This is a genomic window from Streptomyces sp. NPDC020299 (assembly GCF_044387825.1).
Lineage (GTDB): Bacteria > Actinomycetota > Actinomycetes > Streptomycetales > Streptomycetaceae > Streptomyces.
Genome location: NZ_JBIRWL010000007.1, coordinates 77,215 through 91,578, shown reverse-complemented (window position 1 = coordinate 91,578; position 14,364 = coordinate 77,215). Strand labels below are relative to the sequence as shown.

General features: G+C 72.1%; 14 protein-coding genes. 8 read left to right on the top strand and 6 right to left on the bottom strand.

Going from position 1 to position 14,364, the window contains the following annotated elements; translation table 11 throughout:
- Window positions 1-149: 149 nt before the first annotated feature.
- On the top strand, window positions 150-1,319 hold the full coding sequence (locus tag ACH45E_RS19410; RefSeq protein WP_361442901.1) for a thiolase C-terminal domain-containing protein: 1,170 nt from the start codon (window positions 150-152) through the stop codon (window positions 1,317-1,319).
- Between the two features lie 110 nt (window positions 1,320-1,429).
- Window positions 1,430-2,098, top strand: coding sequence for a pyridoxal 5'-phosphate synthase (locus ACH45E_RS19405; protein WP_361442898.1), 669 nt, complete (start codon window positions 1,430-1,432; stop codon window positions 2,096-2,098).
- Window positions 2,099-2,164: 66 nt separating this feature from the next.
- Here the strand turns inward: ACH45E_RS19405 and ACH45E_RS19400 are convergent, their stop codons facing one another.
- Genes ACH45E_RS19400 through ACH45E_RS19385 form a run of 4 tightly spaced genes read right to left on the bottom strand, consistent with a single transcriptional unit; the run spans window position 2,165 to window position 4,615 of the window.
- Window positions 2,165-3,073 carry a GNAT family N-acetyltransferase gene (locus ACH45E_RS19400; RefSeq protein WP_361442895.1) on the bottom strand — a complete coding sequence of 303 codons (909 nt, stop codon included), beginning with the start codon at window positions 3,071-3,073 and terminating at the stop codon, window positions 2,165-2,167.
- 40 nt (window positions 3,074-3,113) lie between these two features.
- Window positions 3,114-3,716, bottom strand: a complete 603-nt coding sequence (locus ACH45E_RS19395; RefSeq protein WP_361442892.1) for a GNAT family N-acetyltransferase — start codon at window positions 3,714-3,716, stop codon at window positions 3,114-3,116.
- 51 nt (window positions 3,717-3,767) lie between these two features.
- The gene (locus ACH45E_RS19390; protein WP_361442889.1) at window positions 3,768-4,166 is read right to left on the bottom strand and encodes a Zn-ribbon domain-containing OB-fold protein; all 399 of its coding nucleotides are present in this window, start codon (window positions 4,164-4,166) and stop codon (window positions 3,768-3,770) included.
- Window positions 4,166-4,615 carry a DoxX family protein gene (locus ACH45E_RS19385; protein ID WP_361442886.1) on the bottom strand — a complete coding sequence of 150 codons (450 nt, stop codon included), beginning with the start codon at window positions 4,613-4,615 and terminating at the stop codon, window positions 4,166-4,168. The genes ACH45E_RS19390 and ACH45E_RS19385 overlap by 1 nt, the downstream gene beginning before the upstream one ends.
- 192 nt (window positions 4,616-4,807) lie before the next feature.
- On the opposite strand from ACH45E_RS19385, the gene ACH45E_RS19380 reads away from it, so the two are divergent.
- The 3 genes from ACH45E_RS19380 to ACH45E_RS19370 all read left to right on the top strand — a co-directional run bounded on the left by ACH45E_RS19380 (window position 4,808) and on the right by ACH45E_RS19370 (window position 8,702).
- Window positions 4,808-6,442, top strand: coding sequence for a subtype B tannase (locus ACH45E_RS19380; protein ID WP_399041067.1), 1,635 nt, complete (start codon window positions 4,808-4,810; stop codon window positions 6,440-6,442).
- 206 nt (window positions 6,443-6,648) lie between these two features.
- Window positions 6,649-7,845 (top strand): NAD(P)/FAD-dependent oxidoreductase, encoded by a 1,197-nt coding sequence (locus tag ACH45E_RS19375; RefSeq protein ID WP_361442883.1) that lies wholly within the window; start codon window positions 6,649-6,651, stop codon window positions 7,843-7,845.
- A gap of 317 nt (window positions 7,846-8,162) precedes the next feature.
- The gene (locus ACH45E_RS19370; RefSeq protein WP_361442880.1) at window positions 8,163-8,702 is read left to right on the top strand and encodes a hypothetical protein; all 540 of its coding nucleotides are present in this window, start codon (window positions 8,163-8,165) and stop codon (window positions 8,700-8,702) included.
- A gap of 76 nt (window positions 8,703-8,778) precedes the next feature.
- On the opposite strand, the gene ACH45E_RS19365 is transcribed toward ACH45E_RS19370, so the two are convergent.
- Window positions 8,779-9,162, bottom strand: coding sequence for a signal peptidase I (locus tag ACH45E_RS19365; RefSeq protein ID WP_361442877.1), 384 nt, complete (start codon window positions 9,160-9,162; stop codon window positions 8,779-8,781).
- Between the two features lie 134 nt (window positions 9,163-9,296).
- On the opposite strand from ACH45E_RS19365, the gene ACH45E_RS19360 reads away from it, so the two are divergent.
- The 3 genes from ACH45E_RS19360 to ACH45E_RS19350 all read left to right on the top strand — a co-directional run bounded on the left by ACH45E_RS19360 (window position 9,297) and on the right by ACH45E_RS19350 (window position 12,994).
- Complete coding sequence (locus ACH45E_RS19360) at window positions 9,297-11,525, top strand: acetate--CoA ligase family protein (protein ID WP_361442874.1); 2,229 nt, start codon at window positions 9,297-9,299, stop codon at window positions 11,523-11,525.
- Window positions 11,525-12,331 (top strand): enoyl-CoA hydratase-related protein, encoded by an 807-nt coding sequence (locus ACH45E_RS19355; protein WP_361442871.1) that lies wholly within the window; start codon window positions 11,525-11,527, stop codon window positions 12,329-12,331. Before ACH45E_RS19360 ends, ACH45E_RS19355 begins: the two co-directional genes overlap by 1 nt.
- Window positions 12,332-12,397: 66 nt before the next feature.
- Window positions 12,398-12,994, top strand: a complete 597-nt coding sequence (locus tag ACH45E_RS19350; protein WP_361443821.1) for a flavin reductase family protein — start codon at window positions 12,398-12,400, stop codon at window positions 12,992-12,994.
- Between the two features lie 7 nt (window positions 12,995-13,001).
- Here ACH45E_RS19350 and ACH45E_RS19345 read toward each other — a convergent pair whose 3' ends face one another.
- A complete protein-coding gene (locus tag ACH45E_RS19345) occupies window positions 13,002-14,309 on the bottom strand; it encodes an MFS transporter (RefSeq protein WP_361442868.1) in 1,308 nt (435 codons plus the stop codon).
- Window positions 14,310-14,364 lie beyond the last annotated feature (55 nt).

Sequence of the window (14,364 nt, the reverse complement as noted above, 5' to 3'; positions counted from 1 at the left end):
CCTCCCGACCAGATCTGACGGTCCGTCATATTAGGGCGGGGGGATGGAGATGCCCAGAGGTGCGGCGGGGGTGCGGCGGGGCGTGCGGCGGGGTGCGCGGGAGTACGCGACCTGCCGCGAGCCATCAAACCTGATGTACCGTCAGATTCATGACGCGAGGGAGCCGGAAAGTCGCCGTGGTGGGTGCAGCCCTCTCCGACTGCGGCCGCGTGGCCGACGCGACCCCGTACATGCTGCACGCCCAGGCTGCCCGCCGCGCGCTCGCGGACGCGGGACTGGACCGGGCGCTCGTGGACGGCTTCGCCTCGGCCGGGCTCGGCACGCTGGCCCCGGTGGAGGTGGCGGAGTATCTGGGCCTGCGCCCCACCTGGGTGGACTCCACCTCGGTCGGCGGTTCCACCTGGGAGGTCATGGCGGGGCACGCGGCGGACGCGATAGCGGCGGGCCACGCGAACGCCGTCCTGCTGGTGTACGGCTCCACGGCACGCGCGGACATCAAGGCGGGCCGGCGGACCGGCGACCTGTCCTTCGGCGCCCGCGGCCCGCTGCAGTTCGAGGTCCCCTACGGTCACACGCTGATCGCCAAGTACGCGATGGCGGCCCGCCGCCACATGATCGAACACGGTACGTCGATCGAGCAGTTGGCCCAGGTCGCGGTGCAGGCCAGGGCCAACGCCGCACTCAATCCCGAGGCGATGTTCCGCGACCCGATCACCGTCGACGACGTCCTGTCCGGCCCGGTGATCGCCGATCCCTTCACCAAGCTGCACTGCTGCCTCCGCTCCGACGGCGGGGCGGCGGTGCTGCTGGCGGCCGAGGAGTACGCGCGGGACTGCCGCACCACCCCCGTCTGGATCCTCGGCACCGGCGAACACGTCTCGCACGCCACGATGTCCGAGTGGCCCGACTTCACCGTCTCCCCCGCCGCGGTCAGCGGCCGGCTCGCCTTCGAGCGGGCCGGCGTCCGCCCCGAGGAGATCGACTTCGCGGAGATCTACGACGCCTTCACCTACATGACCCTGGTCACCCTGGAAGACCTCGGCTTCTGCCCGAAGGGCGAGGGCGGGGCGTTCATCGAGAAGGGACGGCTGCTGGTGCGGGGCGGGGAACTGCCGGTGAACACCGACGGAGGCGGCCTGTCGGCCCAGCACCCGGGGATGCGGGGCCTGTTCCTGCTGGTCGAGGCGGTACGGCAGCTGCGGGGCGAGGGCGGGGAACGGCAGGTGCGCCTCGCGGGAGGCGAGCTGCCGCGGCTGGGGGTGGCGTCGGGGACCGGGGGGTGGTTCTGCTCGTCGGGGACGGTGGTCCTGGGGCGGTGATCCTGGGGCGGGGGTGAAGCGGCAGCGGGCTGTTCCGCACGCCCCGCCCCGTACACGCCCGCAAGCCCCCGCTCGCGCCTCCACAGCGGCCCCGGAGTGATACTCGGCCCATGGCTGCAACCGATCTTCACGAGCTTCTGCGGGCACTGCGGGTCTGGGACCCCCAGGTCACGGAGCTACCCGCCTTCGACCCGACGACCGCGCCCCCGACCCCGCTCGCCCTGTTCACCGCCTGGTTCTCGGAGGCGGTGGCCGCCGGGCAGGTCGAGCCGCACACCATGTCGCTGGCGACGGCGGACGAGGAGGGCTGTCCGGACGTGCGGACCGTGATGCTGCACGGTGCCGACGCCGACGGCTGGTCCTTCGCGTCCCACTCCACCAGCCGCAAGGGCCGGCAGCTCGCCGCCCGTCCGTACGCGGCCCTCGGCTTCTACTGGCCGGTGCTCGGCCGGCAGGTCCGGGTCCGGGGACAGATCACGGCTGCGCCCTCGCCGGAGAGCCAGGCCGATCTGCACGCGCGCTCGACGGGTGCGCTCGCGGCGGCGTTGACCGGCCGGCAGAGCGAGGTCCTGCCGTCGCTGGAGGAGCTGCGGTCCGCCTCGCAGGCGGCCTGGGACCGGGCACGGGAGAATCCGACCGCCCCGTCCCCGACGTGGACGCTGTACCGGCTGCGGCCGGAGGAGGTCGAGTTCTTCCAGGGCGACCCCGAGCGGCGCCACGTCCGGCTCGCCTACCGGCACACGGCGTTCGGCTGGGAGCGGACGCTGCTGTGGCCCTGACCCTGCGGCCCTGCCCCCGTGGACCTGCCCCTGTGGCCCTGCCCCTGCGACCCTGGCTCTGCGGCCCTAACCCTGTGGCCCCGCCTCGAACCCGTACACCGCGAAGTCGGCCACCGGCCGGTAGCCGATGCGCTGGTACAGCCCGTTGCTGGTCGGATTGGCGAGGTCGGTGAAGAGCAGCACCTCCGTCCCCGCCTCGCGCGCGACCCGGCTCACCTCGGCCGTCACGGCCCCCGCGTAGCCGCGTCCACGCAGGTGGGCCGGGGTGTAGACGGGCGCCACCCGGGCCTGCCCGGCGACCTCGGGGGTCACCCCGGCCATGGCGACGGGGGCGCCGTCAGGGGTCTCCCAGAGGGTGACGCCGCCGCTGGCGATGCGGGCGTCGGCCCAGGCGCCGGGCTCCTGGAACCCGCGCTGGCCGACGGCGTCGGCGAACTCCTCGCACCAGCGGGCCAGCAGCTCCCGGTCCGCCGTCCCGGCCACCCGCGCCCGGCCTTCAGGTACGGGCTCCGGGAACACCAAGTCACCCAAACGATAGAGCCGTTGACGCTCACGCAGCGCACCGCGGCCCCCCGCCCGCCGCTCCCACGCCGCCGTGAACGCCGCCGCCGTCTCCCGCTCGGCCGAGACGCCGGGGACGACGTGGCCGAGGGCGAGCAGCCGGGCGGCGAGGGCGTCGGCCTCCTCGGCGGTCACCGCGGTGACGTGCAGCGGGTGCGGAGGCGTCCGGAACAGCACCGCGCGTACCGCGCCGCCGGGTTCGGCCAGCCACCCGAACACGGGGGCCTCGTCGCCGTAGAGGCGCAGTCCGCGCTTGCGCAGCGCGTCGGTCACCGTCAGCGTCACGGTGTGCCGCGCGGGCCGTGAGCGCAGGAAGTCACCGGCGCGGGAGAGGAATTCGTCGAGGTCTTCGGTGAGGTGCCAGTCGTACTGCCGGTCGTGGTGCCGGTCGTGGTGCCGGTCATCGGGATTCATGTCTCATGCTCCCTTCCCGCCCCCGCGCCCCGCCTCCCATTTACTCCACGGCCGGCTCCGGGTCGGTGGCGATCCGTGCGTGCAGGTGCACGTCCCGGAACGCGTCCAGCCGCCCGGCCTCGGGCATCGCCCCGCGCAGCGTCCCCTCGTAGGGGTATCCGCATCTGTCCGCGACCCGGCACGACGCGTCGTGTCCGACCGCGTGCCCCAACTCCAACCGGTACAGGCCGAGTTCAGTGAACGCCCAGCGGCTCGCGAGGGCGAGTGCCCGCGTGGCGACCCCCTTCCCCCGCGCCTGAGGAAGGACTGAGTAGCCGACGCGGGCGACGCGCATGACCCGCTCGATGGTGTTCAGGCCCATGTGGCCGAGCGTGGCGCCGGTGTCCGCGTCGGTGACGCGGAAGGGCACGCAGTCGTCGTTCGCGGCTCTCGACGCCAGCGCACGCAGGGATTCCCGGGCGGTGTCCAGGTCCTTGACCACCTTGAACGGGGTGTTCCAGCGCAGGAATTCCGGATCCGCCAGGCCACGGAGCCAGGCCGCCGCATCGGCGTCGGATTCCGCGTCCCAGCGGCACAGGCGCAGGCCGTAACCGTGCGGTTCGGAGGCGGTGTTGACGGTGGGCTGCTCATTCACAGAGACCATGACACCCATTCAACAGAGACCACTACACCCGTTCAATCGTGCGCCCCCCGCTCACTCCCACACCGGCCGGAAGACCGGCACCCCCGTCCGGAACGCCACCTCGACCGCCATCCCCGCCCGCAGCTCCCCGGCCGGACACTCCACCACCTCGGTCATCATCCGGGGGCCCTCCGCGAGTTCGACGACGGCCGCGACGTACGGGACGCGTTCGCCGAACGGGGGCAGGTCGTTGCGGTGGACGACGGACCAGGTGTAGAGGGTGGCGCGGCCGGTCGCGCGGCCCCAGGTGACGTCGTCGCTCCAGCAGTGGGGGCAGAACTCGCGCGGGTAGTGGTGGGCCCGGCCGCACGCGCCGCAGCGGCGCAGGAGGAGCCGGCCCTCGGCCGCCGCGTCCCAGTAGGTCCGGGTGAAGGCGTCGGGCTCGGGGACGTCGAACCGTACGGCCGCCATCAGAACCATCCCAGAGCGTGGTCGACGGACCACACCTGCCAGGACATCCCGAACAGCGCGACCAGTGAGATCAGCGCCATCATCGAGTTCTGCCCCTGCTCGGCCCAGTCGTGGATCATGAGGACGAGGTAGAGGAGGTTCAGGAGCAGGCCGCCGGCCAGGGCGACGGGGGTGAGGAAGCCGGCCACCAGGCCCAGGCCGAGGGCGAGTTCGGCGTACACCACGATGTACGCCATCACCCGCGGCCGTGGCTCGACCATGACGTGGAAGCCGGAACGGACCGCGTTCCAGCGGTGCTTCGCCGCGACGTCCGCCGCCCAGGCGATGCCGGTGCCGCGTTCGAACCAGCTCTTCCTGTCCTTGTGCCGCCAGCTCTCCAGCCACCACAGGCCGAGCCCGATGCGGAGCACGGCCAGCCACTCGGATCCGCTCAGCCAGATCGCGTCCATGACATCTGACGGTACGTCAGATAAGCGGGAAAGCCGAGAGCCGGTGCGGAAATCCTGTGCGCCACCGGTGAAGCTGTGCGTCTCCCCTGAGTTCCGGCGAAATTGTTGATGATTTTGTCGGCGTCAACCTACGTTCGCAAGCGAAAGGCGAAGAGCCCCCGAAGGACGAGCCCCCGAAGGACGAGAGGCAGCATGGTGAAGCACAGTGCAGTCAAGCGCAGGACGGTAGTCATGGGCCTCGGCGCCACCGCCGGTGTCGCGGCGGTCGGCGGCCTCGCCCTCAGCGCTCAGGCGTCCGACGACTCGTCGACCTCGTCCTCCCCGGACTCGCTGGTCTTCGACGCGGACGGCCACACCGAGCTGACGGCCACGGTCACGGACCCGGACGGCACCGAGCACGAGGTGAAGTACCGCTTCTGGAAGGCGATCACCTACGTCGCCAAGCCGGTGGACGAGAAGTACCAGAGCCTGAACGTCAGCGTGCCGGTCGAAATCGACGGCAAGGCGGTCGACGCGAGCAACGCGCCGATCCTGCTCGCGAACTCGATCGGCGGATACATGCCGTCCTCGGTGGCGGACGCGACCGGCATCGGCGCGTCCGGCGGCCCGGTGGGCCCGGGCGGCCCCGGCGGCCCCGGCGGCACGGCCTCCGCCTCCCCCAGTGCCTCGGCCTCCGCCCCCGGCGCGAACGGCAGCACCAACGCCAACGGCGGCGCCCTGAACACCAACCAGTACCTGGCCCTCGGCGCGGGGTACGTCGTCATCGAGCCCGGCGCCCGCGGCCGTACCCTCAAGAACTCCGACGGCGAGTACTACGGCACCGCCCCCGCCGTGATCGTCGACCTCAAGGCGGCGGTGCGGTACATCAGGTCCAACAAGGGCCGCATCCCGGGCGACACCGACCGCATCGTCTCCGCCGGCACCAGCGCGGGCGGCGCCGTGTCCGCTCTGCTCGGCGCCTCCGGGGACAGCCCGATCTACGAGAAGTACCTGAAGGAGCTCGGCGCCGCCGACGCCTCCGACGCGATCTTCGCGACCGGCGCCTGGTGCCCGATCACCGACCTGGAGCACGCCGACGGCGCCTACGAGTGGAACTGGGGCACCAACGAGCTGAGCAGCGGCAAGCAGGTCGACCAGACCGTCTCCAGGGAGCTGAAGGCGCAGTTCGCCGAGTACCAGGCCGGTCTGAAGCTCAAGGGGCTGGGCGGCTTCGGGCCGCTGACCGCCCGCAACTACGACGAGTACCTGGTCGAGCGGTACCTCGAGCCGTCGGCGACCACCTACCTGACGGGCCTGTCGGACTCCGACCGCACGGCCTACCTGGCCGCGAACACCTTCATCACCTGGAAGAACGGCAAGGCCCGCTTCTCCTGGGACGACTTCCTCACCCACGTCGGCGCCCGCAAGAAGGACGCCCCGTCCTTCGATGCCTTCGACCTGTCGACGGGCGAGAACAACGAGTTCGGCAAGGGCACCACCGAGGCCCGCCACTTCACGGCGTACGGCCTGAAGAACGACACCACCGGGGTCACGGGCAAGCGCCTCGACAGCGACATCCCCGAGCTGCTGCGGCTGATGAACCCGATGTTCCACCTGGTCGGCAAGGCCAACCCGAACCGCACCAGGCACTGGTGGATCCGGCTTGGCACCAAGGACTCCGACACCTCGCTGACGGTCTCCGCCAACATCGCCGCCGCCGTGGGCAACCTCGGCGACGACGTGAACCATCTGTACTACTGGGACCAGGGCCACGGCGCCAACACCGACCCGGGCGACTTCATCAAGTGGATCGCCAAGGTGACGGGGCACAAGGCCCGCCAGAAGTAGCCCAAAAAAAGAGCCGCGGCGCCCGTTCCCGTTTGTCATCGGACGCCGCCCACCCCGCGACCCCGTGCTCCAGCGCACCGGAGCCCGGCGTCGCGGGCTTTTTCCGCACCGGTCCCACTCACACCTCTTACAGGCGTGATCAATCCGCAACCAATTCCGGTCTTGACCGAGACCCATCAACCCGGTGCGTGATTACGCTCGCGCTCATGGCCGACTCTCCCCTGTCCGCGTCCTCCCCCACCGACCGACCCGTCTACGTCATAGGCGCCGGCCCCGGCGGTCTGGCCGCCGCGCACGCGCTGCGCGCCCGGGGGATACGCGCGGTCGTGCTGGAGAAGTCCGACCGGGTCGGAGCGTCCTGGCGGCGCCACTACGACCGGCTGCACCTGCACACCACCCGCCGCCTCTCGGGGCTGCCCGGGCTGCCGATGCCGCGCCGGTTCGGGCGGTGGGTGTCCCGGGACAACGTGGTGCGCTACCTGGAGAAGTACGCCGAGCACCACGGCCTGGAGATCGTCACCGGCGTCGAGGTCTCCCGGATCGAGCGGACGGCCGACGGCACGGGCTGGCTGCTGCACGCCTCCGGCGGGCGGGAGCTGACCGGTGGCGCGGTGGTCGTGGCGACCGGTTACAACCACACCCCGCGCGTGCCCGACTGGCCGGGCCTGGAGGGCTACGGCGGCGAGTTCCGGCACGCGGGCGAGTACCGCAACGCCGAGCCGTACGCCGGGCGGGACGTGCTGGTCGTCGGGGTCGGCAACACCGGGGCCGAGATCGCCGTGGACCTGGTGGAGGGCGGCGCGTCCCGGGTGCGGCTGGCGGTGCGGACCACGCCGCACATCGTGCGCCGGTCGACCGCCGGGTGGGCGGCGCAGTACACGGGTGTGCTGGTACGGCGGCTGCCCGTCGCCCTCGTCGACAGGCTCGCCGGGCCGATGGCCAAGCTGAGCGTGCCGGACCTGTCCGCCCACGGCCTGCCCCGCCCGGACACCGGGCTGTACAGCAGGGTCCGGGAGGGGTCGATCCCGGTGCAGGACGTCGGGCTGATCGACGCCGTGCGCGAGGGGAAGGTGGAGGTCGTGGCCGCCGTCGAGGGGTTCGAGGACGGCAAGGCCGTCCTCGCCGACGGTACGCGCCTGTCGCCGGACGCGGTGATCGCCGCGACCGGGTACGTCCGCGCACTGGAGGGCCTGGTCGGCCACCTCGGCGTGCTCGACGCCCGCGGCAGACCGGCCGTGCACGGCCCCCACGCCCCGAAGGACGCCCCGGGGCTGTACTTCACCGGTTTCACCAACCCGATCAGCGGCATGTTCCGCGAGCTGGCCATCGACGCGGAGAAGATCGCGAAGGCGGTGGCGAGGGACGGCGCCGGACGGCTGTCGGGGCTGCCGGACCGGGTCTGATCCCGTGCTGTCTTTCGCGCGGGTTCCTGTGGTTCCGTTTCCGCAGGAGACGTATGGCGAGCTTGTTGCGCGCGGATTCCGCTTACCCGCCGACGGCAGCACCTCGTGGCATGTCAGCATCAAAATGGTCTTGCGTCCGCCGGTAGCCGTGTGGCTAAAGTGACGGCCTGCTCCCAGTCGGTTGGGGAATCGTCTGCCCGTATCGTCCGGGCGGGAGGGAGCGGACGACCACTGGAAGCTCAGCGCAACGGGGACCGCACGCGCGCGTGCCGCACGGGCCGGTCTCCTCGCGCCTTCATCACTGGGGGAACACCGCCATGCGCAAGTGGCTGCCCACTCTTGCCCTGTCCACCGCTGTCATCTCTTCGCTCCTGGCAGCTCCGCAAGCCCTGGCCCTGGAGTCGAAGCCGGCTCCGGCCAAGGTGTCCAGCACCAAGGTCGAGTTCGCGTCGGCGGCGAGCGCGCAGACCCGTTCGATCGCGTCGGCGAATCCCGAGACGGTGAGTGCCGCCGCCACGTTGTGCGGAAGCGGATACAAGCTCGCACGCGCGGAGCAGCTTCCGGACTCCCGTCGGTTCGGAACCCTGTTCACGTACACCAAGTACGTGACGGGTGGGACGGACGGCGCATGCGCCGTCTTCGACAACAACACCGGGTCCGCGAAGCACATGAAGCTGAAGCTGTGCTGGACGACGTGCAAGGCCGACGAAGGCACATTCTCCAACTACGCGGGGCCGGTCAAGTACGAGAGCAGCGCCTCCACGTTCCAGCCGGCCTGTGTCGTGGTGAACGCCCTGATGTGGTCGGACGGTGTCGCGATCATCGACCGGCAGACGCACATCGACGCCTGCGACTGACCGCGGCCCGTCGCCCTCCCTCTCCCGGTCGCGGTGATCGCCGCGACCGGGTACGCCCGGATCGCGAGGGCGGCGGCTAGTCGCGCCCGGAAGGCTCCTGGGCCACCGCGTAACCGGGTACGGACGGCCAGCGGACCGTCAGTACCACCGAGTCCTCCTCGGCGAACCAGGAGTGGTCGACCCCGCGACCCCACACGACGTAGTCGCCCTGCTCTTCCAGGACGACACTGCGGCCGGGAAGCTCGACGCGGAAGCGGCCGCTGACGAGGACGAGGAGAGCGGTGCGCTCCTCCCCCTCCACCCACGCCGCTCGCTCGTCGCCGCGCGGGTGGACACCCCACTTGATCTCCACGGCCTCGCTGTGCCGGGGATCACCGGTGTCCTTGAAGTGCCCGAGGAGCCACCCTCGGTCCAGCGCCGCGTCCTTGCCCGCGTTACCCACATACACACCGTCGCTCACCGCCTGGACGGTACCAGCCGCTCCGGTCATCCTGGGTGCATCTTTGCGTGCACGACCGTTTCCTGACAGTACGTCAGTTCAGTAATCTGACAGAGCGTCAGTTGAATGGCTGTCACACAGGAGCGGGCGGACCGATGCTTGGATCAACCCACGGCACCCTCACCACCGACTCCCGCCGGGCCCGGGTCATCGCCTGCGGTGAGCCCCGGACCGGACCCGCCGTGCACGGCCGGGCGGACGATATGGACGAGCTGGACGTCAGCGGGCGTCCACTGCACCGGGACGTACCCGATCTCGACCGGTTCTTCCGGCCCGGGTCCGTCGCCGTGATCGGCGCCTCGGACGCGGAGGGGCGGCCCAACACCGGCATCACCAGGCAACTGCTCTGCTGGGCCGAGCGGGTGGGGGCGCGGGTGCATCCGGTGCATCCCAGCAGGCCGGCCGTCTTCGGCATCCCCTGCGTTCCCTCCGTCGCCGGCCTGCCCGAGCAGGTGGACCTGGCCGTGCTCCTGGTCGCCGACCCGCTGCCGGTGATCGAGGAACTCGCCGAGGCCAAGGTGAGGTTCGCCGTCGCCTTCGCCTCCGGGTTCGCGGAGACCGGCGAGGAGGGCGCCCGCGCCCAGGCCCGGCTCGCGGCGGCCGCCCGGCGCTCCGGCCTCCGGCTGCTCGGGCCGAACACCAACCTCAACGCCTTCGAACGTTTCCGCGACGATCTGGACGGCCCGGCGATCGCCCTCATCACCCAGTCCGGGCACCAGGGACGGCCGGTCTTCGCGCTCCAGGAGCTCGGCATCCGGCTCTCCCACTGGGCGCCCACCGGCAACGAGGCCGACCTGGAGACCGCCGACTTCATCTCCTACTTCGCCGAACGACCGGAGGTCGGCGCCATCGCCGCCTACGTCGAGGGCCTGAAGGACGGCCGCTCCTTCCTGCTCGCCGCCGACCGGGCCGCCCGCCGCAAGGTCCCGGTCGTCGCCGTGAAGGTGGGGCGCACCGAGGCCGGGGCCCGTACCGCCGCCTCCCACACCGGCAAGCTCACCGGGGCCGACGACGTGGTGGACGCGGCGATGCGGCAGTACGGGGTCATCCGCGTCGACGGCCTCGACGAACTCCAGGACACCGCCGCCCTGCTGGCCCGCGCCCGGGCACCGCGCGCCGACGGGGTCGTCGTCTACTCCATCTCGGGCGGCACCGGCGCGCACGTCGCCGACCTGGCCTCCGGGGCGGGGCTCAGGCTGCCCGTGCTGTCCGAGGGCAGGCAGGCCGAGCTGCACCAGTGGATACCCGAGTACCTGAACGTGGCCAACCCGGTGGACAACGGCGGCCATCCGGTCGGCGACGAACGCGGCCGGAAGATCATCGACGCGATCCTCGACGACCCCGAGGTGGGCGTGCTGATCTGCCCGATCACCGGGCCCTTCCCGCCGCTGAGCGACAAGCTCGTCCGGGACCTCGTGGACGCGGCGGAGCACTCGGACAAGCTGGTGTGCGTGGTGTGGGGGTCACCGGTCGGCACCGAGCCCGCGTACCGGGACGTGCTGCTCGCATCCTCCCGGGTGGCCACCTTCCGTACCGTCGGCAACTGCCTCACCGCCGTCCGCGCCTACCTCGACCACCACCGCTTCGTCCACGCCTACCGCTCCCCCTTCGACGAGGCGCCCCGCACCCCCTCGCCCTCCTTCCGCAAGGCGCGCATGCTGATGCGGCCCGGCCAGCAGCTGAGCGAGCACGCGGCCAAGCAGCTGCTGCGCGCCTACGGCATCCGGGTGCCGCGCGAGCAGCTGGTGACCAGCGCGGCGGCGGCCGTGCGCGCGGCCGGCCAGGTCGGCTACCCGGTGGTGATGAAGGCCTCCGGCGGCCAGATCGCGCACAAGACAGAGCTCGGACTCGTGAAGATCGGGCTGACCTCGGCCAGCCAGGTCCGGGACGCCTACCGGGAGCTGACCGACATCGCCCGCTACGAGGGCGTCTCGCTGGACGGCGTCCTGGTGTGCCAGATGGTCGAGCGGGGCGTGGAGATGGTCGTCGGCGTCACCCATGACGAGCTGTTCGGGCCGACCGTGACGGTCGGGCTGGGCGGGGTGCTGGTGGAGGTGCTGCGTGACGCGGCCGTCCGCGTGCCGCCGTTCGGCGAGGACCAGGCCCGGGACATGCTCGCGGAGCTGCGCGGGCGGGCCCTGCTGGACGGGGTCAGGGGACGGCCGCCGGCCGATCTCGACGCGCTCGTGGAGGTCGTGCTGCGGGTGCAGCGCATGGCGCTGGAGCTCGGGGACGAGCTGGCCGAGCTGGACATCAACCCGCTGATGGTGCTGCCCAGGGGGCAGGGCGCGGTGGCGCTGGACGCGCTGGCGGTGTGCCGCTGATGGCGGAGCTGACGGAGGAGGAGACGTGGGTGCTGCACGAGAGGGCCGGTCAGGTCTCGTCGATCACGCTCAACCGGCCCGAGGCCCTCAACGCCCTCACCCCCGGCCAGCGGGAACGTGTCATCGGGCTGCTGGCGGACGCCTCGGCCGACCCGGAGGTGCGGGCCGTGGTCATCACCGGGACGGGGCGCGGTTTCTGCGCGGGGGCCGATCTGCGGGGCGGAGCGGGGGCGGGCGAGCGGGTCGCCGGTGATGTGGCGCGTGTGCTCCGCCTCGGCGCACAGCGGCTGACCACCGCCGTCCTCGACTGTGAGAAGCCGGTGATCGCCGCCGTGAACGGTACGGCGGCCGGTCTCGGCGCCCATCTCGCCCTGGCCTGCGATCTGGTGCTGGCGGCGGAGTCGGCCCGGTTCATCGAGGTGTTCGTGCGGCGCGGACTCGTACCCGACGGCGGGGGCGCGTATCTCCTGCCCCGGCTGATCGGCCCGCAGCGGGCCAAGGAGCTGATGTTCTTCGGTGACGCGCTCACCGCCGCCGACGCCGAGCGGCTCGGGCTGGTCAACCGGGTCGTGCCGGACGAGGAGTTGGCGAAGACGGCCCGCGTGTGGGCGGAGCGGCTGGCCGCCGGCCCCACCCGCGCCCTCGCCCTGACCAAGCAGCTCGTCAACGCCTCCCTCGACACCGACCGCGCCACCGCCTTCGCCGCGGAGGCGGCCGCGCAGGAGATCAACATGACGACGGCGGACGCGCGGGAGGGGCTCGCCGCGTTCGTGGAGCGCAGGAGCGCGGAGTTCAGGGGGCGGTGAGGCCGGGTGCGAGGGCCGGCGCGACCCTTCCCATCTGACGCGCCGTCAGCTTCAATTGAAGGCGTGATGGGACACGCAGGGGCGGCCGCCGCCGCCGTCCGATATCTCAGGTCGGCCGGGACTCCGGCCACCGTGGAAGCGCTGCCGCGCCCGGAGTTGCGCTGCGTCGGCGCGGACGAACGCGCCCCGGTCGACCAGGCCGGGTTCCGGCGCGTCCTCGGGAACTTCGCGACGGGCGTGACCGTGATCACCGCCCCGTCCGCCGACGGCGCCCACTCCCCCGCCGGGTTCGCCTGCCAGTCCTTCTCCTCCCTCTCCCTCGACCCGCCCCTGGTCGCCTTCATGGTCGGCCGGGCGTCGACGACCTGGCCGCGCATCGCCCGCGCGGGCGCCTTCTGCGTCAACGTCCTCGCCGCCCACCAGGGCGACCTGTGCCGCGGCTTCGCGGTGAGCGGCGCGGACAAGTTCGCCGGCGTGGAGTACGACGCGGCCCCGGTCTCCGGCTCCCCGCGCCTGGCGGGCACGGTCGCGTGGATCGACTGCACGATCCACGCGGTGCACACCGGGGGCGACCACCTCATCGTGGTGGGACGGGTGGACGCTGTGGGGACGGGCGACGGGGACGAGGCGCCGCTGCTGTTCCACCGGGGGCGGTTCCTCTGAGCCGCCGCTAGGCCAGCGCCGGTACGGGGACCGCGGGCCGCCGCCGGATCATCAGGGCCATCAGGGCCGCCGCCGCGCACAGGGTGCCGGAGGCGTACCAGACCATGTTGTAGGAGCCGAAGGCGTCCCGGGCGACGCCGCCGAGGTAGGCGACGAGGGCCGCGCCGACCTGGTGGGAGGCGAGGACCCACCCGAAGACGATGGCGCTGTCGTCGCCGTACTGCTCGCGGCACAGGGCGAGGGTGGGCGGGACGGTGGCGACCCAGTCGAGGCCGTAGAAGACGATGAAGAAGATCATCGGCGGGTGCACGGCGGGGCCGAGCAGCATCGGCAGGAACAGCAGGGAGAGGCCCCTCAGCGCGTAGTACACGGCGAGCAGGCGGCGCGCTTCGAAGCGGTCGGTGAACCAGCCGGAGGCGATGGTGCCGGCCACGTCGAACACGCCGATGACCGCGAGCAGCGAGGCCGCCGTCGTGACCGGCATGCCGTGGTCGTGGGCGGCGGGCACGAAGTGGGTCTGGATCAGGCCGTTGGTGGAGGCCCCGCAGATCGCGAAGGTGCCGGCGAGCAGCCAGAACGGGCCCGTGCGGACGGCGGAGGACAGGACCGTGAGGGTGCGGCGGGCGGCGCCGGTGACCGGGGGCGGCTTGGGGACGAACTCCGCGGCGCCGTACGGCTTCTGGCCCACGTCGGCCGGGTGGTCGCGCAGCAGCAGCCAGACGAACGGGACGACGGCGAGGGCGGCGAGCGCCACCGTCACGGCGGCCGGGCGCCAGCCGTGGTTCTCGACCAGCCAGGACAGCACCGGCAGGAAGATCAGCTGGCCGGAGGCGGAGGCGGCGGTGAGGATGCCGCTGACCAGGCCGCGGCGCTCGGTGAACCAGCGGTTGGTGACGGTCGCGGCGAAGGCCAGTGCCATGGAGCCGGAGCCGAGGCCGACCAGCAGGCCCCAGCACAGCATCAGTTGCCAGGCCGCCGTCATCCACACGGTCAGGCCCGAGCCGAGCGCGATCACGGTCAGCGCGACGGCCACCACCCGGCGGATACCGAAGCGGTCCATCAGCGCGGCGGCGAACGGCGCGGTGAGCCCGTACAGCGCGAGGTTGATGGAGACGGCCGCGCCGATGGTGCCGCGCGACCAGCCGAAATCCTCGTGGAGCGGGTCGATGAGCAGTCCGGGCAGCGAGCGGAAGGCCGCCGCGCCGATGATCGTCACGAAGGTGACGGCGGCGACGAACCATGCCCGGTGGATGCGCGGCTTCTTGGTGAACGGAATTTCCTCTGCGGTGGCCACGGCCTCGGTTGTCTGGGTCACGCCATAAAGCTTCCGCCGCCGGCCCACGCGCATCGAGTGGCCCGAAGGACAGCAT

Bases quoted from the DNA above. Each gene is read 5' to 3' on its own strand.
- ACH45E_RS19360 (WP_361442874.1), top strand. From the start codon at position 9,297: ATGCTTGGATCAACCCACGGCACCCTCACCACCGACTCCCGCCGGGCC.
- ACH45E_RS19400 (WP_361442895.1), bottom strand. From the start codon at position 3,073: ATGAATCCCGATGACCGGCACCACGACCGGCACCACGACCGGCAGTAC.
- ACH45E_RS19405 (WP_361442898.1), top strand. From the start codon at position 1,430: ATGGCTGCAACCGATCTTCACGAGCTTCTGCGGGCACTGCGGGTCTGG.
- ACH45E_RS19350 (WP_361443821.1), top strand. From the start codon at position 12,398: ATGGGACACGCAGGGGCGGCCGCCGCCGCCGTCCGATATCTCAGGTCG.
- ACH45E_RS19380 (WP_399041067.1), top strand. From the start codon at position 4,808: ATGGTGAAGCACAGTGCAGTCAAGCGCAGGACGGTAGTCATGGGCCTC.
- ACH45E_RS19375 (WP_361442883.1), top strand. From the start codon at position 6,649: ATGGCCGACTCTCCCCTGTCCGCGTCCTCCCCCACCGACCGACCCGTC.
- ACH45E_RS19395 (WP_361442892.1), bottom strand. From the start codon at position 3,716: ATGGTCTCTGTGAATGAGCAGCCCACCGTCAACACCGCCTCCGAACCG.
- ACH45E_RS19390 (WP_361442889.1), bottom strand. From the start codon at position 4,166: ATGGCGGCCGTACGGTTCGACGTCCCCGAGCCCGACGCCTTCACCCGG.
- ACH45E_RS19370 (WP_361442880.1), top strand. From the start codon at position 8,163: ATGCGCAAGTGGCTGCCCACTCTTGCCCTGTCCACCGCTGTCATCTCT.
- ACH45E_RS19355 (WP_361442871.1), top strand. From the start codon at position 11,525: ATGGCGGAGCTGACGGAGGAGGAGACGTGGGTGCTGCACGAGAGGGCC.
- ACH45E_RS19410 (WP_361442901.1), top strand. From the start codon at position 150: ATGACGCGAGGGAGCCGGAAAGTCGCCGTGGTGGGTGCAGCCCTCTCC.
- ACH45E_RS19385 (WP_361442886.1), bottom strand. From the start codon at position 4,615: ATGGACGCGATCTGGCTGAGCGGATCCGAGTGGCTGGCCGTGCTCCGC.